Raw genomic sequence first — 23358 nt, forward strand, 5'->3', positions numbered from 1 at the left:
TTTACCTAATGAGGTTCCACAGCTCAGTTGCTAACTCATTAGGTTCCCTCATCCAACGCCATTCTGTTTCTTTAAGATGATAATCAAAGTACTCTTTTGATATGCCGTTAAACTTTGCTAGCCTTCTTTTACAAAAGCTCCAGAATGATTCTATTCCATTTATATGGCATTGTCCTCTAGCAAACTCATTTGCTCCGTGATTTACTCTAAAATGCTTTGAGTAACCCACATCAACAAGACCATTATAGCCACGCCATCCATCACTATAAATCACACTCTCAAGTGAAACTTTACCAATGATAACCTCTTGTAAAGTCTTCATTTTACAGTCAGGTACGATTTCAGTATAGACGCGCCCATTACGTTCGAATATTCCAAATACTGGCTGTTTTAGAGTCCCACGACCACGCTTTAACTTTCCATGAAACCCACGTTGCCTTTTCGCTCCAAAATAGCTTTCATCTACTTCTATTGAACCAACAAACTTAGCTCTTAAATCTGTTTGATGATCATAGATAGTTTCTCTAAAAAGCATGTACCAATAATTAATCGTATTACGATTTAAATTGAGTAATAAAGCTGTTTTGGAAGCAGGAATATCAACACAAAAGCATTGAATAATTTTTTTAATCTTGTAGTGACTTAATTTACTGTTTTCTATCATTATTCTAGACTAACATAATTATTCTGCTAGTCTAGAGCCTAATTTTTATAATAAACATAATCAGTTGGATCATCTTGGTCAGAGGCATGACCCACCACACGAAACGCCCCTTTTTCGCTATCATTTGGCGCATAATTGATATCAAATGTGCCATCTACAAAGGCATTACTGCCATAGCTCACACTGCCCCGAGAAAAAGTTTCAGCTTCAGGACGTTTGGTGGTTAAGTTAACTAAGCCGCCCGGTAAGGCAAAGCCAAAACCGGTCGATGTCGGCCCTTTGACAACCTCAATCGACTGCAAGCCACTGATGTCTTCTGAACGTAGGGCATTATCTGAAGTTTGAATACGCAAGCCATCGACATAGGTCTGTGCGCTGGAAACCTGACCACGAATAATAAAGTCATCCCAACCACGGCGACCATACTGTCCTGCGGTGACCCCCGCTACACCCTGCAAGGCTTCAGACAGTGTTTTTGCTTGTTTCTGTTCGAGTTGTTTTTCAGTAATCACGCTGATCGATTGCGCAGTTTCAAACAGTGGTGCATCTGAACGCAAAACAGCTGATGCTGTTTTTGCTGCATATGCCGCTTTTTCATCTGCATCTTGGGCTTCAAATTGCAAAGTCGGTAAAACTTGGGATGATGCTGTTTCCTGTGTCTCGCCCTGAGCAAACGCTGCTGTAGTCATCACGGCCAGAATGGATAAACTCAAAGAAGAAATATGAAAACGCATAACATCGATCAACAGACAGAAAGAATGCCAATTATAATCATTTTCATTTGGAAGCCTATTTATTAATAAAATTTAACAATGAATTTAATTGTTAAACCTCATTAACATTATTAATAAGCACTTCAATGACTCAGCCTAAAAACACCATCGGCTTTAGGTTTCATGTGTCATTGGACTGTTTTGATCAATAAGAGGTATACAAAACTCAGCCTTCGCTTTCATCCACAGGGTCGGTTTTATATTGATCTTCCAGCACATTACTGAAAATACTTTCAATCATCCAGACGCGATACAGACTATTAAAGACATAGCTCTGCCCATCCACGCGCAGTTCAATCACGGGGAAATCAGGCTGGGATTTCATTTCACAGAGCATGTCATTTTCTTGAAGCTTGGCTTCCACATCTTCGGTGATCAATGCTGTGATTTCCAATTCTTGCATCAGTTGATCAAAATGCGATTTAAAGGATAAATCTTTGCCTTGGGTCCAAACGGCTTTCAAAATCCGATACATGGCATCAATACGCTGCTCTTCAGGCACGCTATAAAATAACTGCGCCATCGCCAAAGTGGCTGCTTGCGTCGGACGGCAAAATGGTGTGAATTTGATTTCTGTCCGTTTAGATAAGCGCGTTGCCAAACTCCAATCAAACCCATCTCGACCGTGATAGCTGAGCGGGTAGACATTGAGCTGAATATTATAATAATCAGCCAGTTCTTCTTTAATATAGGCCAATAACAACCATGAAATTGGATCTTCTAGCGCAACGTATAGATCTAACTCTGGATCGAGCGCCTGAATTTCATTTAACTCTTCAGCATCGCTAATCAAATGCTCACGCCAATCAATATGATTGATCAAGAAAATTGGGTTATCGGTAAATAATTTTTGTTGTTTTAACCGGCGCGTTAAACGTAGCAGATCATCGACCGCATGATACTGACGGTCACCGAGTTGGAAGTAACTGGCTAGTACCGCATCATCATTAAAAATACGTTCTGGAAAGTTTTGCTCTTGATGGTGACGGCTGGCCATCGCATATAAGGTGCGCAGCTTACCTTCTTGTTTTTGCCACAGCATGTGAAACACATCTTCCAGCAAATACAAAAAGTCCTGCCCTCGCAGCGGCGTATGCCGCAAGATGGTTTCCGCTTGGCTCAGCGCCTCAGGACTGGGTTGTTCTGGCGTTTCATGAAAGCTAAAACGATGTTGACGCGACAGAATTTTGGCATCATTTAAACAATAAGTTTGCCACTCCAAAGCCGACATTTGGTTCGGCGGTTCAGCAGCCTGACTGGAAATGACCACCTTCAATGGCTTCAGTTCATCCGCTAAAATTTCTTCAATTTGTGGTAACTGCTGAACCGCTAAATAGCTATATACATCGTCGAGGCGTAAATGAATACTCAAGCCTTGTTCTGTAGATACGACCGTTTGACGAATCGGTTTTTGATAAAACCAACGCGATCGAATCGGATCGAACCATCGACGCAACAGTGACATGAGCAAAGCCTCTAAATTAAACCCTTGAAAGTACTACAAGGGTTTATATCAATTCACAGCAAAATGATCAATTAGACATCTAAATTTAGATCAGTTACCGCGCCTTTTTCCGCACCAGTGGTCAGTTTTGCAAACTTGGCCAAAGCCCCATAACGATAATTCGGTTGCGGTTTCACCCACGCAGCTTGACGCGCTGCGATCTCTTCTGCCGAAACATGCCAAGTCATTTCGCGGGTTTCTGCATTAATCGAGATTTTATCGCCATTTTGCACTAAACCAATTGGCCCACCTTCATAGGCTTCTGGGGTCACATGACCAATGACAAAACCATGACTGCCGCCAGAGAAACGACCATCAGTGATCAGCGCCACAGATTTACCCAAACCTTTACCAATAATCGCTGAGGTCGGTTTCAGCATTTCAGGCATACCCGGACCACCTTTAGGTCCTTCACCACGAATCACCACCACTTCACCCGCTTGAACTTCACCATCTAAAATGCCACGCATCGCACCGATTTCACCCTCAAAGACACGCGCAGGCCCTTCGAAATACAAACCTTCTTTGCCGGTAATTTTAGCCACAGCACCTGTTGGAGACAGGTTACCTTTAAGCACCACCAAGTGAGAGTCTTTTTTAATTGGCGCGTCGAACGGTAAAATAATCTGCTGACCTTCTGGATAGTCTTCAACCTCAGCCAAATTTTCCGCCAAGGTCTTTCCGGTTACGGTTAAACATGAACCATCGAGCATGCCAGCATCCAGCATGCGTTTCATCAACGGTTGAATGCCCCCAATCGCGATCAACTCAGACATCAAATATTTGCCAGATGGACGCACATCGGCCACCACGGGAATATCTTGCCCAATACGGACAAAATCATCCAAACTCAGTTCAACCCCAGCAGTATGTGCCATTGCCAGTAAGTGCAGCACGCCATTGGTTGAACCACCCAAGGCAATCAGCACTTTAATTGAGTTTTCAAATGCAGCTTTGGTCATAATGTCGCGCGGCTTTAGGTCTAAGCGCAGCAAATTCATCACCGCTTCACCTGCTTTTTGACAGTCGATCCGCTTGTCATCCGAAACCGCCTCTTGTGCAGAGGAGCCCGGCAAACTCATGCCCAAGGCTTCAATCGCAGAGGCCATCGAGTTTGCAGTGTACATGCCACCACATGAACCCGGCCCCGGCAACGCCACTTCTTCAATCTGTTTGACCTGAATGGCACTGATTTCACCTTTGGCGTGCTGACCCACAGCTTCAAAGACAGAAATCATGTCGGTATGCCCTGCGCCCGGCTTAATTGTACCGCCATAGACAAACAACCCCGGACGGTTTAAACGGGCCAAGCCCATGATGCAACCCGGCATGTTTTTGTCACAGCCACCAATCGCGATCACCCCATCATAGGCTTGGCATCCCACCACCGCTTCTATCGAATCCGCAATAATTTCACGGCTCAACAAAGAATACTTCATACCTTCGGTGCCGTTAGAAATACCATCTGAAATGGTGATGGTATTAAAAATAATACCTTTACCACCTGCTTGATTGACCCCTTTTTCGGCCTCACGTGCCAGTTCATTAATATGCATATTACACGGCGTGACATTGGCCCACGTCGAAGCAATACCGACAAAGGGACGAGTAAAGTCTGAATCTTTAAAGCCTGTGGCACGCATCATGGAACGTGCGGGTGCATTTTCAATTCCTTCATAAACAGGAGCTGAATGTTCGCGGATATTGTCTTTACTCATTGTATTTGTCCTTAGCGATGGCTGCGTATTGCTCTACAGTCTTGGCAATTTTTTCTGTTTTTATTGTATAGAAAGCAGGCTAGACATGAAAGCGACTCGCTGGGTATTACATGAACCCATTTATTGTTTTTTCTACCAAATCAGATCACATGATGAAGCAATATGGATGTCGCTGTTTCACTGTATGACAGGGATGCCATATCAGGGGAGCAAAGGCATTTTATTACTTTTGTGTCGTCAAAAGTAAAATCTCATCTACGCAATAACAGTACAAACCGTACTGTAAAATGTGACTGTGCTATTTTCATTAATCAATAAAAAAGCACCCCCAAAGGAGTGCTCTTTCTTATCCGTAAAACCTACCGATTAAATTTCACGTACTGCGCCTTTAGACGCACTGGTGGTATGCATTGCATAAGCCTTTAAGGCTTTAGACACTTTACGTGGACGCTGCTCAGCAGGTTGCCAGCCTTTGGCTTCTTGTGCTTCACGGCGCGCAGCCATGGTTGCTTCATCCACCGCTAAGTGAATACTACGGTTTGGAATATCGATTTCGATACGGTCGCCATCTTCCACCAAACCAATTGCACCGCCTTCAGCCGCTTCAGGAGACACGTGACCAATAGAAAGACCTGATGAACCGCCCGAGAAACGACCATCGGTGAGTAAAGCACAGTCTTTACCAAGGCCTTTCGATTTTAAGTAACTGGTTGGATACAACATTTCTTGCATACCCGGACCACCACGCGGACCTTCGTAACGAATCACCACCACATCGCCAGCAATGATTTTGCCCCCTAGAATCGCTTCTACTGCAGCATCTTGGCTTTCAAACACACGGGCCGTGCCGTTGAATTTTAAGATGGAATCATCTACACCCGCTGTTTTCACAATACAGCCTTCAAGTGCAATGTTACCGTACAGGACAGCCAAACCACCATCTTGAGAGAAGGCATGCGCAGCATTACGAATCACGCCATTGTCACGGTCACCATCTAAACGAGAGTAGTAACGGTCTTGTGAAAATGCGGTTTGCGTCGGTACACCACCCGGTGCTGAACGGAAGAATTGGTAAACATCTTCATCTTCAGTACGGATGATATCCCATTTGTCCAAAGCATCTTTTAAGGTTTTTTCATGCACAGTCGGTACAGAAGTATCCAGCAAACCTGCACGGTCTAATTCACCCAAGATCGACATGATGCCACCTGCACGGTGTACGTCTTCCATGTGCACATCTTGTTTTGCAGGTGCAACTTTACACAGTACAGGCACTTTACGTGACAAACGGTCAATGTCGGTCATGGTAAAGTCAACTTCTGCTTCATGCGCCGCTGCCAACAAGTGTAGAACGGTATTGGTTGAACCGCCCATTGAAATATCAAGCGTCATGGCATTTTCAAAGGCTGCTTTGGTGGCAATTGAGCGTGGCAACAAACTGTAATCATTTTGTTCGTAATGACGTTTGGTAATTTCAACAATCAACTGACCAGCGCGCTCGAATAGTTTTTTACGATTCGCATGTGTCGCTAAAGTTGAACCATTGCCCGGAAGCGATAGTCCCAACGCTTCGGTTAAACAGTTCATTGAGTTTGCAGTGAACATGCCTGAACATGAACCACAGGTTGGACAAGCTGAACGTTCGTATTCAGCCACTTCTTCATCAGTGAAGCTGTCATCTGCTGCGACGATCATGGCATCAACAAGGTCAATCGCGTGTTCATTGCCACGGATTTTCACTTTACCCGCTTCCATCGGCCCACCAGAGACGAACACCACAGGAATGTTCAGACGCATAGATGCCATCAACATGCCCGGGGTAATTTTGTCACAGTTTGAAATACACACCATCGCATCAGCACAGTGTGCATTGACCATGTATTCCACCGAGTCCGCAATCAAGTCACGTGAAGGCAATGAATACAGCATGCCATCGTGTCCCATCGCGATCCCATCATCGACCGCAATGGTATTAAATTCTTTAGCTACGCCACCTGCTTTCTCAATTTGACGTGCCACAAGTTGACCTAAGTCTTTTAAATGAACGTGACCCGGTACAAATTGAGTGAATGAGTTGACTACCGCAATAATCGGCTTACCAAAGTCTTCGTCTTTCATCCCCGTTGCGCGCCATAAGCCACGCGCACCCGCCATGTTTCTTCCGTGTGTTGATGTTTTTGAACGATAGTCAGGCATTGTACTTTTCCAACATAGTTGTGCTTGAGATGAATGTCCACATTCACTCTGGCTAAAATCTGAGTTCTGAGAGTGTCAAACTGTCAAAAATTTAAACATAACATATTCACATTCTGCGTAAATCTTGTTTTTAGGTATCTCGACCTAAAATACGGACGGCAGTATATTTGCGCGCTACATTTTAACCGATGAGCTGACATTCAATTGCATATGGAAACTACTATAACCCGTTCAATCGCCTTGCAATACAAAACTTCTATGAATAATTTTTAAATTTTGCATGAGTTTTATTTATATGAATTACAAATTTTGAGCGATATGCTATCAAGGATCCTTACGCTATTTTTTGAATAATACTCTCGCACATCATTCAGTTAGAACTGCTCTATCGGCTTTTTATGCAGGATAAATCTGTAGCTGCTCGAGTTTTGCTATAATTGTTTTAATCTTCTCTTTTTTTCCGAGTATTTCTTGAAAATCATCTTTGCAGGCACGCCCGAATTTGCGGCTGTGGCATTAGACGCTCTCCTAAAAACAGAACATGAAATTGTAGCCGTCTATACGCAACCTGACCGTAAAGCAGGTCGTGGGCAGAAACTTACCGCTTCAGCCGTGAAGCAGTTGGCTTTAGCGCATGATATTGCCGTCTATCAACCGCTGCATTTTAAGTCCTCAACTGAAGAAGGTCTGGCTGCTCAAGCTGAACTCAAGGCCTTAAATGCAGATGTGATGGTGGTGGCTGCTTATGGCCTGATCTTGCCGCAAGTGGTTTTGGATACGCCTAAATATGGCTGTTTGAACATTCACGGTTCACTGTTGCCACGCTGGCGAGGTGCAGCGCCTATTCAACGCGCAATTTCTACTGGAGATACCGAAACTGGGGTCACCATTATGAAAATGGCCGCAGGTTTGGATACGGGCGATATGATGTATAAAACCTACTGCCCGATTGAAGCTACAGATACCTCTGCAAGCTTGCATGACAAATTGGCACAACAAGGGGCCGAAGCGACGGTCAAAGTTTTAGCCTCTGAAAGCACATTGCAGCACTATTTAGACAACCGCGAAGTGCAAGATGAAGCTTTGACAGTCTATGCACACAAACTCTCTAAAGCTGAAGCGCAAATTGATTGGACTTCAACAGCGGTGCAAATCGACCGTAATATTCGCGCATTTAACCCATGGCCTGTCGCATTTATCGCACTGGATGAAAGCAATAATCTGCGCGTTTGGGGTTCGATGTTGTCTCAAGAAAATGCCCAAGCTCAAGCTGCAGGCACCATTTTAGCCATTGATAAACACGGTGTTCATGTGGCTTGTGGCGATGAACAAGCCGTGTGTTTAAGCTCTCTGCAATGGCCGGGGGGTAAACCCCTAAATGCCGTACAAATTTTACAAACCCAAAAACTGAATATTGGACAAATTTTATAATGAAACAATCTCCCCACGCCTCAGGTAAGACCCTAAACTTACGTGCTCAGGTTGTTAAAACGTTATTGGCTGTCCAAAATGGTCAATCACTGGCATCGGTGCTTCAGCAACACATGGCGATTGTGTCTGACAAAGACCGTGCCTTGTACCATGAATTAGTTCTTGGCTGTTTACGCCAATGGCATGCGCTTAAACAAGTGACTTTACCGTTGTTGACTAAGCCACTGGAAAACCAAGTCGTTGAAACCTGTTTATATGTGGGTCTATACCAATTGCTGTGTACCCGCGTTGCAGCGCATGCCGCGATTTCTGAAACGGTAGAAGCAGCTAAACAATTGGGGATGGAAAGCTTAAGTGGTGTGGTGAATGCTATTTTGCGCCGTGCAACACGTGAAACGGAACAGTTCTACGATGTTCTAGAACAAGCTTCAAATTTGCCAAGTTGGTTAGCAAAGCGTTTGAAAAAAGACTGGGGCGAGCAACTGGCTGAAATTAGCTACGAGCTGAAACAAGTTGCACCCTTAACCTTGCGCGTCAACACCTTGCAAGTTAGCCGTGACGAATATCTGGAAATTTTAGAAGATGAAGGCATTGAAGCACATGCCTGTGAACTTTCAAATGTCGGCATTGTGCTGGATGACAGTCTGCATATCCCAAGCCTACCAGGTTTTGAAGTAGGTGGTTTTTCAGTACAAGATGAACATGCGCAACTCTGTGCAACATTGTTACCTGACTTAAATGGCAAATTCGTAATTGATGCCTGTGCAGCACCTGGCGGCAAGACAGCGCATATTTTAGAGATGTATCAGCCGAAAAAACTGATTGCACTCGACCAAGATGAAAAGCGCTTAAAACGTGTCTCTGAAAACTTAGAGCGTTTGGCTTTAAATGAAAAGTATGTCGACATTATCACTGCCGATGCAGTGAAATGGACATCGCCTGAACTGGCGGATTGTATCGTTCTCGATGCACCCTGTTCTGCCATTGGAGTAATCCGTCGCCATCCCGATATTCGTTTACTGCGTCAGTCGGGCGATATTGCTAAAACAGTACAGCTGCAAAAGCAAATTCTTGAAAATATGTGGCAACAACTCAAAGTCGGCGGCACATTGCTTTACATCACCTGCTCGATTTTGAAAGCCGAAAATGAACAGCAAATGGTCGACTTCTTTGCTGAACATACGGATGCGAAAGAAATTAAAATTGATGCCGATTGGGGTGTTGAGCAGATTCATGGTCGCCAACTACTCCCACAAGTAGGGCGTGGCGATGGTTTTTATTATTGTCGCATTGAAAAAATTTAAAAATAAAAGGAGCTGAAAGGCCACTGCTGTCCCATAAATATCACAAGAAGAACCTCAGTTGAGGTTCTTCTTGTTTATTCCACTTTTTGTCAGGTAAAAACAAAGCCTTCAATGGTTTCCTTTCAAATAAATTCACCTGAATAATTCTTAATAATCTTTGAACACTCCATCCTTCCTGCGCCATATGTTTCGCAAAACTCACCAATAAATACGCGATTAGTGCAATCCATATTTGTGTTTGTATCGCATTGCGACTACGGCCTAAAAACGATTTCAACTTTAGGTTTTGCTTGATCGCTTTAAAAAATAGTTCTACTTTCCATCGATCTTTATAAATTGCAGCAATGGTTGATGCAGCTAAATGAAAGTTATTACTTAAAAACTCAAACGTTCTTTTCTTTTTTTCATCATAAAATTCTATACGTCTTAATCGCTTCGGTGCACCACGCTTTTTAGCATAATCGCTACTCAACTCAATATATTCATCCGCAAGAATCCCCTTACTGACTAACACATCTTGTTTTGATTTCACCTCATAAACTGTCTTTGGTCTCAGCCTAGTGACAAAGCTGACTTTTTGGTTGGTCATTTCTACAAAACACTGATAATCAACATACCCTTTATCAAATACAATGATACTTCCAGGTGGGAATTTGAGTCGTAGACCTTGTACCATGTCATTTTCAATACCATCACCAAGCGCAACAAATTCAGGAATGGTATTACTATGATTTAACCCAACTGTAAGTTTTATACTGGCTTTGGACTCATGTACTTTTGCCCATTCACACAATGACAGTGAAAGATCAATATGACTCGCATCAAGTGAATATAATGGATTTTTAAATCGAAATTTATGAGCAATCTTGGAATTTTCACAATGTTGAAGTAATTGGATAAACAATTGCTGATACAAGCTAGCTGGTTGTTCTTCATTGATTCTTGCCAACGTACTTCGTGCAATTCTTTTGGCACCAAGGTGATAAAGCTTTTCCTGTTGTGATTCGAGATTAGACTCAATATCCCTCAAGCTTTGACGACATGATAATTGAGACATCAAAATAGCAATAAATTGATCCCATCGTGTTGCAGATCTTAATTTTTGTCCTTGATGGTATTGTTTTGCAAGACGTTCAAAATCTTGTCTTAAAATGGGTTTGAGTAATTGATGAAATACAGTATTTTGATGTGACAAAACCTGAATCCTTGTAGTTGAAGTGTTTGTTCGCACTTATATTTTAACTACTTTGGACTCAGGTTTTTTATTTAAATCTAACTATGGGACAGCAGTGGCTGAAAGGCTCCTTTTTTCATGTGTGTACTGATTGCAGTTACTGCAATTTTTCTAAAAAGTGAACTGCTTTAAGTTAAAGTGTGCCACGGTTTTCAGATAAATATGTGGCTTGATCCATCAACCGTTCTGCAGAAGCAAAAATCTCACGCGAATGATGCCAACCTAATTCACGGTACTCAGCAGCCGCCCAAACCAAATTCACTTCAGCCTATGCAAGTTCTTTATAAGCACACTGAAATCCAGTCTGTGTTTTTATGGTTGTGGCACGCGTCCATAAATCGCGGCGCATCAGTTGGGAAAACGGTAGCATTGGTGTTTCTATACTTAACGTTGCACGCTGATCTGCATATACAATGTCTAAGACCTGCTGATAGATCAGATCAATATTTTGACGCTTCGCTTTTTCACTATATTCATGGTCAGCATAACTCAGCCATGTTCGTGCTTTTTCTAACTGGTACTTGTCTCGTACGTCCATCGCTTGCTCAATTGCAGTGTGCAATTGCTCATGCACCTGCTGCTGCGAAACTGGATAATTTGAGCTGACAGGGACCTCTGCAGCATGCGCCACCACAGTACCCAAAGCTAGAAGCCACAACACATGTTTAGCATGGTGTTTCAACATTATTTAGGCTCCAAGGCTTTATTGACTGAAGGCTTATTTTTGTTAAATAAGTTTTCGTCAAATTTGAAGCGGAAACGGAAATATGCTCCATCCATCGTTGTATCACTATCAATCAGATCTTTATCTTGATAGCCCACAAAGTTATATCCACCTGAAACCCAAAGGTTCGACGCTAGTAGATGAGGTCTAAACTACTGAGCTGATTAAAAGACACATTGGTCGAGATACTGCCCACAAGCAGAACTGCTAAAGATTGACCCGCATTGAGCTCAATTGATCCCACCAATAAGTCTTCGGTATTATCTGGTAAACCATTTTTATCGCGGTCTGCATAGACCTTCACATTACTTAAATCAAAATTATCAGTGCTACTTTGTACTAGACCCAATGTATATCGATCAGCAGTATTACCTGTATTGGTTAACACATGTGGCAGATTTACCGCCCCACCAACCACACCATATTGGTTTTGATTTTGTACTAAAGTCAGTGAGTACGTTTTTTGCACTTCCAATGCCACGGGATTGGAATTGACCAATAAAACATTCCCCATCTCATCGGTATAGTCCCCAGATGCAACGTTAGAAATATAGCTTCCCGGTTGTGGAAATGCATGTGCTTCTAATGAAAAAAAATAAAAACGACAGAGCAGAAAATTTCTTTTTGTTAATTTTCATATGAATTAGCCAGCAAAAGTACAAACTGTGTCACAATTCTATACTATTTTGTATCATAGTTGTTATTGTGATTGCATATTTATTAGATAAAATTTGTACAGCATACTTTTTGTGCTTTCTGGTCGTTTAAATTCTTATTTATTTCGAGCCAAATGGACGTGAACAATAAGCTCCAAATCAACTCATCAAAAAAAGCTTATCTAAGCTGCCAACTCACTTTACCTCCATAGAAAAAAATAACGCCCAATGAAGCTCATCGGGCGTTATTTTAAATAGGTAAATACCTATTTTCAGGGTTAAATTTTATATCAGGTATTACAACGTATGCTGGTCTTTCACTTCTTCAAGAACATCATCGAGCTCTTCTGGATTTTTCATCAAGTGGAGAATAGACAACACAAGTCCTCCCCAAACAAACAACATCGAAATCACCATCATTACGATTGCTGAAGTATTCATTTTTTTCTCCTAGCGATCTTTAACTTTACTGAGTACGATTGCGACGACGGCACAGAAAATCACACTGCCCCAACCAAATAGCCCTTGCAGACTCATGCTATAAGTATCGTAACCATTTTTCACCAAATTAAATAACGTCATACTCAACGTCGTTAATAACACGAGTGAAGTAATCACGGTCAAGGTAAATGCCCAACCCTTACCGAGTTGAATGGTAGAAATACGGTTTACGTGATCACGCAGCTCAATCAATGCTGAACGCTTAAACCAAGTAATACAAAGAATAGAAACAAGCGCGCCACCCACAATGCCAATGTTATTGATAAAGTGATCCACGATATCTACCAATTTAATCGCATTCACACTTGAGAATAAGATCACTGAAACCAGTGCACTACCACCACCGATAATGGTAACTGCTTTTTTACGGCTCCATTTTAACTTATCCTGCATCGCTGCAATTGGCACTTCCAAGATACTAACCATAGAAGAAATACCGGCAACAAATAATGATGAGAAGAACAATAGACCGAATAAATCAGCACCTGTACCAAGACTTGAAATGATTTTCGGGAAAGCAATAAATGCCAAACCGATACCACCACTCACCACATCTTGAACTTCTTTGCCTGCGGCATGCGCCATAAAGCCTAATGCAGCAAAAATACCAATACCCGCCAAGATTTCAGTTGAAGCATTGGCAAAACCAACGATTAAACCTGAGCCTGTCAAATTGGTCTTTGGCTTTAAGTAAGATGCATAAGTCACCATGATCCCGAAACCCACAGAAAGCGAGAAGAAGGTATGACCATACGCCGCCAGCCACACTTTATAGTCCATCATCGCAGACCAGTTTGGCGTAAAGAATGCATTTAAGCCTTCTGCGGCACCTGGTAAACGAAGTGATTGCACTACTAAAATGGTAAATAAAACGAACAATAAAGGCATGAAAATCTTATTCGATAATTCAACACCTTTTTTAACCCCGCCAAACAGAATAATTAAGGTCAGCGCCCAAATTCCTACGATTGGCCAAAATAAATGGCTTACAAACTGTAAATCGAAACCTGTTGCTTTCGAAGTTTGTAAGTAGGTATTAAAGAAGAAACTTTCAGGGTCACTGCCCCAAGTCTGACCAATCGAGAAGTAAACATAGCTACCCGCCCACGTCAGTACGCTGGCATAATACAAACCAATGATGATACACACACAGACTTGCCACCAACCCAGCGTTTCACCGCCTTTAAACAAAGCCCGATAGGCTTTAGGTGGTGACCCCGAATTACGATGTCCCGTTGCATAATCTAAAAATAACAGTGGTAAACCAGCGGTAATTAAAGCCAATAAATAAGGAATAAGAAAGGCGCCGCCACCATTTTCATAAGCAACATAAGGGAAACGCCAAATATTACCTAAACCTACAGCCGAACCTACAGCTGCAATAATAAAACCAGATCGTGATGTCCAGTTTTCACGAGTTCCTGACATAAAACACCTAAACCTAGGTCCCTTTTAATTGCTTTTTATTTGGTTATCTCGCAACAAAAAAGAACCATTTAATATTAATCTTGAGTGTTTGATTTAGCTTCGACCTTTTGGGTGCAAGGTTCTAAATGACAAACAGAGGAGTTTTCACAAAACCTTGGTTAAAGTGTGTCGATTAAACTTCCCTTTTATATGGTTCAACAATACTCACTTTTATAAAAATATTCTGTAATTTCTGCTTCAAATATTCCATTTTTATAATGTGTGCTGATTCAACCGTTCAATTAATCAGCTTATTTATTGTACAAAATTAGTTATAAATTAACAAAATTTTTGGAATGATTTATTGCGCCTATTTTCTTGCATAAAATTTGAAGATCCTGTATCGATACTCAACCTACTGAAAAAATCAATGTAAATAACGCTAAAGCTATCAATCTCCTGCATAAAAACATTACTTTTCACATTTTTATTCAAATATTCACTCCATCTAGAAAGATTGATCATCTTTCTGATGAACATCACATGCATGCATACAACTTTTTAATATTGTTCTGTATTTATCGCGCAGTCGTATTTAAAACTGCGCGATACCAGTGATGCTCTATATTTAAAAGAGAAACCACCAAAGCCAGTCATTGCGTAGAACATCATCAGTTTCACTAGATCAATCCAGCATTCATCAGACTATTTAAAAGATGCTGATCTAAAGCACTAAGCAAAAATTATAAGCCATTCACTTTTGTCAGCTTAGGCTTACAAATAGCGTGGTTAAAATGCTGTATGAACAACAGCCATCGCCATGTATATTTAAATCATCAGGAAACAGGACGTTTCCCAAACTTAAAACAACAATAATCAGTTTGAGCATCAGGATGTGAGATATGACAGAAGTTGTATCTAAACACTGAAATACAAAGAAACCTCGACAGGATGTCGGGGTTTCTTTTTATCTATATTTCCACAGTTAAAGCTGAATATAAGTCCGAAATCCTCGACTCGCATAGTACGAAGCAGCGCCATTATGATAGGTAAACGTACGACCATAGCGCTGATCACAAAAAATTGCCCCGCCTTGCTGACGTAATTCAGCTAGAGTCTCAACCCAACTGGATGTTTTCAAGTCAAAATTAAAGATCTGCTGTAAAAGATAATACTGTTGTTCCGTCACTAAGCTTAAGCCATACGCCTGTACCCAATCGAGCACTGTATTTTCAGGCGGATGATCCTTGCGACTCAATAGTGCCTCTCGGTCATAACACATGCTCCGTCGCCCCTTCGGTGACTCAATCGAACAATCAAAAAAATACACATCTTGTGTATTCGGTAAAACCACGACATCAGGCTCACCTCTACTCATTTCCATTTGTTGTAAGGCGTATAATTTTTCCGGAGACTGCAAAAGTTTTTCTCGGACAAATGCCCAACTAATTTGCATATGACGTTCAGTGTACTGCTGAAAACGCTGTTCTAGGATGTTGAATAAACGTTCACTTTGCTCAGGTTCGAGTTTTTTCTGCTGCTTAATCATTGTTATTGTACTGCCCTATTTAAAGCTGCCTTTAGCATAGCACTCTCCTTCAAACACGATCAAATACCATCCAACGGTACATCTATTTTGAAAAAAATAAAGGCCCTCACAACGAGAGCCTTTTATTTATTTAAGATTTAACTAAGAAGATGCTTTGATTGAACTTGAAACTTTCACCTGAGTTTTAACTGCTTCTTCAGCACTATTTAAACGGATAAAAGAAACTGCTATCGCAGCAAGTACCGCAGGAATTGCCACAGCAATAAAATTCAACTTATGTGGTAATTCCATGCCCAACAATACACCAATGACAATTGGACCCACGATTGCACCCACACGGCCAATTCCTGATGCCCAACCCAACCCAGTTGAACGAACAGCCAATGGATAATATTGCGCCACATAGCTATATAGTAAAATACTACAACCGATTGAAGCAGCTCCTGCAAGTGCAACCAATAAATAAATTACAGGTTGTGGTGAATTAAAGCCTAAACCCACCAATGCAAATGCCCCGACAGTCAACATGCTAATAATGACAGGTTTCAAGTGGAAACGATCCGCAAGCACACCACCACCAGCAGTGCCAATCACCGCACCAATGTTCAAGGAAAGGAGGAACATTAAACTGCTGCCCATCGAATAACCCGCAGCCATCATCAGTTTTGGTAACCAGCTTCCTAGGGCATAAACCATCAATAAGCACATGAAGAAGCAGCACCAAAATAAAACTGTACCCATACCACGGCCATTTTTAAACAAGGCAGCGACAGATGCATCAGGGACTTTTGCTTCATTCAGCACTAGAACAGTATCTGAAGTTACAGTCTCTTCAGGTACCAGACGTTGAATAATGCTGCGTGCCTTTTCTGTTTGCTGGTCTTTCACTAAAAAAGTGACTGATTCAGGTAAGAATTTCCATAAAATAGGAATAAACAGTAATGGAATACCCGCAATGAAAAACATGATCTTCCAGCCAAAGGTTGGCGTAAACGCAACACCTAGTAGTGCTGCCATAATCCCACCCATTGCATAGCCACTAAACATCGCGGTCACCAAGGTGCTACGAAACTTCTGCGGCGCATATTCCGAAGTTAAAGCGACCAAGTTCGGTAACACACCACCAATTCCAAGACCCGCGATAAAGCGTAAAATACCAAATTCAGTCGGGTTTGAAGCAAAGCCGCCCGCAAAAGTGAACCCACTGAACAACGTAACACAGATAATAATGACTTTCTTACGACCAATTTTATCGGCCAGCATCCCAAATAGCATTGCACCAAACATCATGCCTGCTAGGGCAGTACTGGCTAGCATTCCCGCTTGAACAGCCGTCATACCCCACTCTTTCATTAAAAGCGGTAAAGCAACACCGTTAATTGCTAAATCATAACCATCAAACAAGACGACGAATAAGCACCACAAAACAACCGTTAAATGAAAAGGCTTAAACTTAGCCTGATCGATTACAGCATTTACATTCATTGTTGTCGCTGTCATTTTTCCCTCACCTCCAATTGTGAGCTTTATTATAAAAAGTGAATCCAAATTCACTTTTACATAAAATGAATCATAATTCAGTTTTTGTCTATAAATAAAACAATTGAAACAGCTTTTTTTGGAAAAACTAGACTAAAGTTGTATAAAAATGACGAAAAATAATTTGCACTACATCAAATTCTTTGATAAATAATAGATGTTTCACATAATTTTAATTTATATAAATGTATTTTTGTATAATTTAGCGTGTATTCTCCGCTCTAATTCTCTTCTTTCCCACTTAATATTTCGCTTTTTCTTTATTATTTAATATTTTCATCATAAAAAAATCCCCCTCTGCCTTAAGCGGAGGGGGATTTAGAATTAATGAGCTGGCGATGACTTACTCTCACATGGATAACTCCACACTACCATCAGCGCTAAGAGGTTTCACTTCTGAGTTCGGGAAGGGATCAGGTGGTTCACTCTTGCTATTGTCGCCAGCACAACTGTTTATGACTATTCGTTGGGTCTTATTTACACATTGTGTATGCCTAACTTTCATCAAATGAGTTATTAACAGGTATATTTGAGTTGGATATTTTATCTAGCTTTATAACTAAATCAAGTTGTTTGCAGTGATTTGAACCACAACACCAACTGTTTGGGTGTTGTATAGTCAAGCCTCACGAGCAATTAGTATTGGTCAGCTTCACATATCACTATGCTTCCACATCCAACCTATCAACGTCGTAGTCTTCAACGGCTCTTTAGAGGACATAAAGTCCTAGGGAAATCTTATCTTGAGGTAGGCTTCCCGCTTAGATGCTTTCAGCGGTTATCCCTTCCGAACATAGCTACCCGGCGATGCGACTGGCGTCACAACCGGTACACCAGAGGTTCGTCCACTCTGGTCCTCTCGTACTAGGAGCAGATCCTCTCAAATTTCCAACGCCCACGGTAGATAGGGACCGAACTGTCTCACGACGTTCTAAACCCAGCTCGCGTACCTCTTTAAATGGCGAACAGCCATACCCTTGGGACCTGCTTCAGCCCCAGGATGAGATGAGCCGACATCGAGGTGCCAAACACCGCCGTCGATATGAACTCTTGGGCGGTATCAGCCTGTTATCCCCAGAGTACCTTTTATCCGTTGAGCGATGGCCCTTCCATACAGAACCACCGGATCACTAAGACCTACTTTCGTACCTGCTCGACTTGTGGGTCTCGCAGTTAAGCGCGCTTTTGCCTTTATACTCTACGCGTGATTTCCGACCACGCTGAGCGCACCTTCGTACTCCTCCGTTACTCTTTAGGAGGAGACCGCCCCAGTCAAACTACCCACCAGACATGGTCCTCGTCCCGGATAACGGGACAGAGTTAGAACCTCAATATTACCAGGGTGGTATTTCAAGATTGGCTCCACCGAAACTAGCGTCTCGGTTTCAAAGCCTCCCACCTATCCTACACAAGTAAGATCAAAGTTCAATGTCAAGCTGCAGTAAAGGTTCACGGGGTCTTTCCGTCTAGCCGCGGGTACACCGCATCTTCACGGCGAATTCGATTTCACTGAGTCTCTGCTGGAGACAGCGCCCCCATCATTATGCCATTCGTGCAGGTCGGAACTTACCCGACAAGGAATTTCGCTACCTTAGGACCGTTATAGTTACGGCCGCCGTTTACTGGGGCTTCGATCAAGAGCTTCGCTTACGCTAACCCCATCAATTAACCTTCCAGCACCGGGCAGGCATCACACCCTATACGTCCACTTTCGTGTTTGCAGAGTGCTATGTTTTTAATAAACAGTTGCAGGGGCCTGGTTTCTGTGGCTGCCAATAGCTCAAGGAGTAAATCCTATCACCGTCGGCAGCGTACCTTCTCCCGAAGTTACGGTACCATTTTGCCTAGTTCCTTCAGCAGAGTTCTCTCAAGCGCTTTGGTCTACTCGACCTGACCACCTGTGTCGGTTTCGGGTACGATTCCTGTGTAACTGAAGCTTAGAGACTTTTCCTGGAAGCATGGTATCAGCCACTTCACTGTACAAGTACAGCTTGCTATCAGTTCTCAGCATAGAGTACCCCGGATTTGCCTAAGATACATGCCTACAACCTTTCACCTGGACAACCAACGCCAGGCTGACTTAACCTTCTCCGTCCTCTCATCGCATTACATAGAAGTATTGGAATATTAACCAATTTCCCATCGACTACGCCTCTCGGCCTCGCCTTAGGGGTCGACTCACCCAGCCCCGATTAACGTTGGACTGGAACCCTTGGTCTTTCAGCGTGCGAGTTTTTCACTCGCATTGTCGTTACTCACGTCAGCATTCGCACTTCTGATACCTCCAGCATACTTCTCAATACACCTTCATCGGCTTACAGAACGCTCCCCTACCACTTGCAATAAATTGCAAATCCGCAGCTTCGGCATATAGTTTTAGCCCCGTTACATCTTCCGCGCAGGCCGACTCGACTAGTGAGCTATTACGCTTTCTTTAAAGGGTGGCTGCTTCTAAGCCAACCTCCTAGCTGTCTATGCCTTCCCACATCGTTTCCCACTTAACTATAATTTTGGGGCCTTAGCTGGCGGTCTGGATTGTTTTCCTCTTGACTACGGACGTTAGCACCCGCAGTCTGTCTCCCGGATAGTACTCATTGGTATTCGGAGTTTGCATCGGTTTGGTAAGTCGGGATGACCCCCTAGCCGAAACAGTGCTCTACCCCCAATGGTATTCGTCCGAGGCGCTACCTAAATAGCTTTCGGGGAGAACCAGCTATCACCGAGTTTGATTAGCCTTTCACCCCTATCCACAAGTCATCCCCTGGCTTTTCAACGACAGTGGGTTCGGTCCTCCAGTTAGTGTTACCCAACCTTCAACCTGCTCATGGATAGATCACCCGGTTTCGGGTCTACACCCAGCAACTAAACGCCCTATTAAGACTCGATTTCTCTACGGCTCCCCTATGCGGTTAACCTCGCTACTGAATGTAAGTCGCTGACCCATTATACAAAAGGTACGCAGTCACCGAACAAGTCGGCTCCCACTGCTTGTATGCATGCGGTTTCAGGATCTATTTCACTCCCCTCACAGGGGTTCTTTTCGCCTTTCCCTCACGGTACTGGTTCACTATCGGTCAGTCAGGAGTATTTAGCCTTGGAGGATGGTCCCCCCATATTCAGACAAGGTTTCACGTGCCCCGCCCTACTCGACATCATCATATCAGCCCTTTCGTGTACAGGACTATCACCCACTATGGTTGCACTTCCCAGAGCATTCCACTAAAACTGATATGACTTAATGGGCTTTTCCCCGTTCGCTCGCCGCTACTGAGGGAATCTCAATTGATTTCTTTTCCTAAGGGTACTGAGATGTTTCACTTCCCCTCGTTCGCCTCGTATGACTATGTATTCATCATACGATACCTGCCTTATGACAGGTGGGTTTCCCCATTCAGAAATCTCCGGATCACAGGATATTTGCCGCCTCCCCGGAGCTTATCGCAGGCTATTACGTCTTTCATCGCCTCTGACTGCCAAGGCATCCACCACATGCACTTAATTACTTGACTATACAACCCCAAACAGTCGATCGTTCCTACAAGTGAGAACGTTCAACATTACAGTTTGAAGTACTGTGCACTTAAGCACCGTACAGCTTCAATTCAATTCACATACCAAAACGCTTGATTCAGTTAATTTCGCTAGTAACTCATTTCTTCAATCTTCATCAATCAGTAATAAATCACTGTTAATGTCAATCTTAAAAACGAGTATGAACAAATTATTTCAACTCAAATATATTCTGTTAATGATTTTTCCAGCCTTCGTCAGGTCAGGAAACTGTGATAAATCACAGAAGTTAATAAGCTTCAACTTACTAAATTCTATAATCCAACCTATCTGCGCGAAGCATAGCTTCTTGCTTAAATTTCAAGGAAAAGCCTTAAAGCAGTGCTTTAAGTTTTCTTGTCTTGAAATTTGGTGGAGACTAGGAGAGTCGAACTCCTGACCTCCTGCGTGCAAAGCAGGCGCTCTACCAACTAAGCTAAGTCCCCAGCTTATCAATAAGTCAATGTCTCTGTTTTTCTGTATTCAGCATTTAATAATGCTTGTTAGTCAGATTTGGTGGGTCTGACAAGACTTGAACTTGTGACCCCACGCTTATCAAGCGTGTGCTCTAACCAACTGAGCTACAGACCCTCAGATACATCGTCATGAAGAACAACTTGTTGTGGATTCTTACCAATCGTCAATCTTTCGTTAAGGAGGTGATCCAGCCGCAGGTTCCCCTACGGCTACCTTGTTACGACTTCACCCCAGTCATCGGCCACACCGTGGTAAGCGTCCTCCTTGCGGTTAGACTACCTACTTCTGGTGCAACAAATTCCCATGGTGTGACGGGCGGTGTGTACAAGGCCCGGGAACGTATTCACCGCGGCATTCTGATCCGCGATTACTAGCGATTCCGACTTCATGGAGTCGAGTTGCAGACTCCAATCCGGACTACGATCGGCTTTTTGAGATTAGCATCCTATCGCTAGGTAGCAACCCTTTGTACCGACCATTGTAGCACGTGTGTAGCCCTGGTCGTAAGGGCCATGATGACTTGACGTCGTCCCCGCCTTCCTCCAGTTTGTCACTGGCAGTATCCTTAAAGTTCCCGGCTTAACCCGCTGGCAAATAAGGAAAAGGGTTGCGCTCGTTGCGGGACTTAACCCAACATCTCACGACACGAGCTGACGACAGCCATGCAGCACCTGTATGTAAGTTCCCGAAGGCACCAATCCATCTCTGGAAAGTTCTTACTATGTCAAGACCAGGTAAGGTTCTTCGCGTTGCATCGAATTAAACCACATGCTCCACCGCTTGTGCGGGCCCCCGTCAATTCATTTGAGTTTTAGTCTTGCGACCGTACTCCCCAGGCGGTCTACTTATCGCGTTAGCTGCGCCACTAAAGCCTCAAAGGCCCCAACGGCTAGTAGACATCGTTTACGGCATGGACTACCAGGGTATCTAATCCTGTTTGCTCCCCATGCTTTCGTACCTCAGCGTCAGTATTAGGCCAGATGGCTGCCTTCGCCATCGGTATTCCTCCAGATCTCTACGCATTTCACCGCTACACCTGGAATTCTACCATCCTCTCCCATACTCTAGCTTCCCAGTATCGAATGCAATTCCTAAGTTAAGCTCAGGGATTTCACATCCGACTTAAAAAGCCGCCTACGCACGCTTTACGCCCAGTAAATCCGATTAACGCTCGCACCCTCTGTATTACCGCGGCTGCTGGCACAGAGTTAGCCGGTGCTTATTCTGCGAGTAACGTCCACTATCCTAGAGTATTAATCTAAGTAGCCTCCTCCTCGCTTAAAGTGCTTTACAACCAAAAGGCCTTCTTCACACACGCGGCATGGCTGGATCAGGCTTTCGCCCATTGTCCAATATTCCCCACTGCTGCCTCCCGTAGGAGTCTGGGCCGTGTCTCAGTCCCAGTGTGGCGGATCATCCTCTCAGACCCGCTACAGATCGTCGCCTTGGTAGGCCTTTACCCCACCAACTAGCTAATCTGACTTAGGCTCATCTATTAGCGCAAGGTCCGAAGATCCCCTGCTTTCCCCCGTAGGGCGTATGCGGTATTAGCATTCCTTTCGGAATGTTGTCCCCCACTAATAGGCAGATTCCTAAGCATTACTCACCCGTCCGCCGCTAGGTCAGGTAGCAAGCTACCCTTCCCCGCTCGACTTGCATGTGTTAAGCCTGCCGCCAGCGTTCAATCTGAGCCATGATCAAACTCTTCAGTTAAAAATCATTAGTAGCTTATGGCTACAAATCTTGGCTCATCAATTTTCTGACAAATATTTCTCAAATAAACTTCGAGTAATTTTTACCTTCAATCAATGAAATATTTTCGATCGATCAATCAGTAAAAATCCACACAAGTTGTTCTTCATAATCTCTTAATGATCTTTCTAACACCTCGTCAGTGCTAGAAGCTGGACTCAATATACTTAACAACTCAGCACTTCGTGCTTCGTTCGTTTCCGTCTATCTCGTCGGTATGGGGTGCATTCTAGAGGATTTCTAAAGCTTTGCAAGTGCTTTTAACTGGTTGTTTTATCGGATGTTGTATTTTTATGCACTAAAAAGGTTCAAAAACACACAACCATACACCTAACCCAATAATTTTAAAGCAGAAATATAGATTTAATATTTCTGCTATC

14 protein-coding genes, 2 tRNA genes, 3 rRNA genes and 2 pseudogenes are annotated in these 23358 nt (G+C 43.1%); 2 read left to right on the forward strand and 19 right to left on the reverse strand.

Features of this window, described 5'->3' with window-relative positions; translation table 11 throughout:
- Nucleotide 1: 1 nt before the first annotated feature.
- The 5 genes and pseudogenes from AC4CUX_RS06710 to ilvD (AC4CUX_RS06730) all read right to left on the reverse strand — a co-directional run bounded on the left by AC4CUX_RS06710 (nucleotide 2) and on the right by ilvD (AC4CUX_RS06730) (nucleotide 6855).
- Entirely contained in the window at nucleotides 2-664 is a 663-nt protein-coding gene (locus tag AC4CUX_RS06710; protein ID WP_016651315.1) for an IS1595-like element ISAcra1 family transposase, read from the reverse strand.
- A gap of 41 nt (nucleotides 665-705) precedes the next feature.
- A pseudogene (locus AC4CUX_RS06715) lies at nucleotides 706-1398 on the reverse strand (TonB-dependent receptor plug domain-containing protein); the annotation flags it as partial.
- A 205-nt stretch (nucleotides 1399-1603) separates the two neighbouring features.
- The gene (locus AC4CUX_RS06720; RefSeq protein ID WP_242759839.1) at nucleotides 1604-2902 is read right to left on the reverse strand and encodes a hypothetical protein; all 1299 of its coding nucleotides are present in this window, start codon (nucleotides 2900-2902) and stop codon (nucleotides 1604-1606) included.
- A 71-nt stretch (nucleotides 2903-2973) separates the two neighbouring features.
- Complete coding sequence (gene ilvD, locus AC4CUX_RS06725; RefSeq protein ID WP_005401430.1) at nucleotides 2974-4659, reverse strand: dihydroxy-acid dehydratase; 1686 nt, start codon at nucleotides 4657-4659, stop codon at nucleotides 2974-2976.
- Between the two features lie 366 nt (nucleotides 4660-5025).
- On the reverse strand, nucleotides 5026-6855 hold the full coding sequence (ilvD, locus tag AC4CUX_RS06730; protein ID WP_130235515.1) for a dihydroxy-acid dehydratase: 1830 nt from the start codon (nucleotides 6853-6855) through the stop codon (nucleotides 5026-5028).
- Nucleotides 6856-7326: 471 nt separating this feature from the next.
- Between ilvD (AC4CUX_RS06730) and fmt the strand changes: the two genes are divergently transcribed.
- Nucleotides 7327-8286: a methionyl-tRNA formyltransferase gene (gene fmt, locus AC4CUX_RS06735; protein WP_058951467.1), complete on the forward strand. Its 960-nt coding sequence runs from the start codon at nucleotides 7327-7329 to the stop codon at nucleotides 8284-8286.
- Nucleotides 8286-9590 (forward strand): 16S rRNA (cytosine(967)-C(5))-methyltransferase RsmB, encoded by a 1305-nt coding sequence (rsmB, locus tag AC4CUX_RS06740; protein ID WP_004978440.1) that lies wholly within the window; start codon nucleotides 8286-8288, stop codon nucleotides 9588-9590. The genes fmt and rsmB overlap by 1 nt, the downstream gene beginning before the upstream one ends.
- A 40-nt stretch (nucleotides 9591-9630) precedes the next feature.
- Here the strand turns inward: rsmB and AC4CUX_RS06745 are convergent, their stop codons facing one another.
- The 14 genes and pseudogenes from AC4CUX_RS06745 to AC4CUX_RS06810 all read right to left on the reverse strand — a co-directional run bounded on the left by AC4CUX_RS06745 (nucleotide 9631) and on the right by AC4CUX_RS06810 (nucleotide 22939).
- A complete protein-coding gene (locus AC4CUX_RS06745; RefSeq protein WP_058951466.1) occupies nucleotides 9631-10785 on the reverse strand; it encodes an IS4 family transposase in 1155 nt (384 codons plus the stop codon).
- 172 nt (nucleotides 10786-10957) lie between these two features.
- The gene (locus tag AC4CUX_RS06750) at nucleotides 10958-11086 is read right to left on the reverse strand and encodes a hypothetical protein (protein ID WP_017396977.1); all 129 of its coding nucleotides are present in this window, start codon (nucleotides 11084-11086) and stop codon (nucleotides 10958-10960) included.
- Between the two features lie 6 nt (nucleotides 11087-11092).
- On the reverse strand, nucleotides 11093-11509 hold the full coding sequence (locus AC4CUX_RS06755) for a hypothetical protein (protein ID WP_004691877.1): 417 nt from the start codon (nucleotides 11507-11509) through the stop codon (nucleotides 11093-11095).
- A pseudogene (locus AC4CUX_RS06760) lies at nucleotides 11509-11691 on the reverse strand (hypothetical protein); the annotation flags it as partial. The gene AC4CUX_RS06755 and the pseudogene AC4CUX_RS06760, both read right to left, overlap by 1 nt.
- Complete coding sequence (locus AC4CUX_RS06765; RefSeq protein ID WP_004691880.1) at nucleotides 11682-12062, reverse strand: hypothetical protein; 381 nt, start codon at nucleotides 12060-12062, stop codon at nucleotides 11682-11684. The pseudogene AC4CUX_RS06760 and the gene AC4CUX_RS06765, both read right to left, overlap by 10 nt.
- Nucleotides 12063-12501: 439 nt before the next feature.
- Nucleotides 12502-12645, reverse strand: a complete 144-nt coding sequence (locus tag AC4CUX_RS06770; RefSeq protein ID WP_004691882.1) for a methionine/alanine import family NSS transporter small subunit — start codon at nucleotides 12643-12645, stop codon at nucleotides 12502-12504.
- 9 nt (nucleotides 12646-12654) lie between these two features.
- The gene (locus tag AC4CUX_RS06775; RefSeq protein WP_490792248.1) at nucleotides 12655-14133 is read right to left on the reverse strand and encodes a sodium-dependent transporter; all 1479 of its coding nucleotides are present in this window, start codon (nucleotides 14131-14133) and stop codon (nucleotides 12655-12657) included.
- Between the two features lie 964 nt (nucleotides 14134-15097).
- On the reverse strand, nucleotides 15098-15658 hold the full coding sequence (locus AC4CUX_RS06780; RefSeq protein WP_026056492.1) for a DUF4256 domain-containing protein: 561 nt from the start codon (nucleotides 15656-15658) through the stop codon (nucleotides 15098-15100).
- Between the two features lie 144 nt (nucleotides 15659-15802).
- Nucleotides 15803-17161, reverse strand: a complete 1359-nt coding sequence (locus AC4CUX_RS06785) for an MFS transporter (protein ID WP_004691886.1) — start codon at nucleotides 17159-17161, stop codon at nucleotides 15803-15805.
- A 369-nt stretch (nucleotides 17162-17530) separates the two neighbouring features.
- Nucleotides 17531-17645: ribosomal RNA gene (rrf, locus tag AC4CUX_RS06790) — 5S ribosomal RNA — on the reverse strand.
- 170 nt (nucleotides 17646-17815) lie between these two features.
- A 23S ribosomal RNA gene (locus AC4CUX_RS06795) occupies nucleotides 17816-20709 on the reverse strand.
- A gap of 410 nt (nucleotides 20710-21119) precedes the next feature.
- Nucleotides 21120-21195: transfer RNA gene (locus tag AC4CUX_RS06800), tRNA-Ala, on the reverse strand.
- A 68-nt stretch (nucleotides 21196-21263) separates the two neighbouring features.
- Nucleotides 21264-21340 (reverse strand) — tRNA-Ile (locus AC4CUX_RS06805).
- Nucleotides 21341-21401: 61 nt separating this feature from the next.
- A 16S ribosomal RNA gene (locus AC4CUX_RS06810) occupies nucleotides 21402-22939 on the reverse strand.
- Together the 16S, 23S and 5S rRNA genes with 2 tRNA genes alongside form the textbook arrangement of a ribosomal RNA operon.
- Between the last annotated feature and the right edge of the window lie 419 nt (nucleotides 22940-23358).

This window comes from Acinetobacter sp. 231_lipA, from assembly GCF_058243005.1.

Coding starts and splice junctions, on each gene's coding strand:
- AC4CUX_RS06710 (WP_016651315.1), bottom strand. CDS start 664: ATGATAGAAAACAGTAAATTAAGTCACTACAAGATTAAAAAAATTATT.
- AC4CUX_RS06720 (WP_242759839.1), bottom strand. CDS start 2,902: ATGTCACTGTTGCGTCGATGGTTCGATCCGATTCGATCGCGTTGGTTT.
- ilvD (WP_005401430.1), bottom strand. CDS start 4,659: ATGAGTAAAGACAATATCCGCGAACATTCAGCTCCTGTTTATGAAGGA.
- ilvD (WP_130235515.1), bottom strand. CDS start 6,855: ATGCCTGACTATCGTTCAAAAACATCAACACACGGAAGAAACATGGCG.
- rsmB (WP_004978440.1), top strand. CDS start 8,286: ATGAAACAATCTCCCCACGCCTCAGGTAAGACCCTAAACTTACGTGCT.
- AC4CUX_RS06755 (WP_004691877.1), bottom strand. CDS start 11,509: ATGTTGAAACACCATGCTAAACATGTGTTGTGGCTTCTAGCTTTGGGT.
- AC4CUX_RS06765 (WP_004691880.1), bottom strand. CDS start 12,062: ATGGGGAATGTTTTATTGGTCAATTCCAATCCCGTGGCATTGGAAGTG.
- AC4CUX_RS06770 (WP_004691882.1), bottom strand. CDS start 12,645: ATGAATACTTCAGCAATCGTAATGATGGTGATTTCGATGTTGTTTGTT.
- AC4CUX_RS06775 (WP_490792248.1), bottom strand. CDS start 14,133: ATGTCAGGAACTCGTGAAAACTGGACATCACGATCTGGTTTTATTATT.
- AC4CUX_RS06785 (WP_004691886.1), bottom strand. CDS start 17,161: ATGACAGCGACAACAATGAATGTAAATGCTGTAATCGATCAGGCTAAG.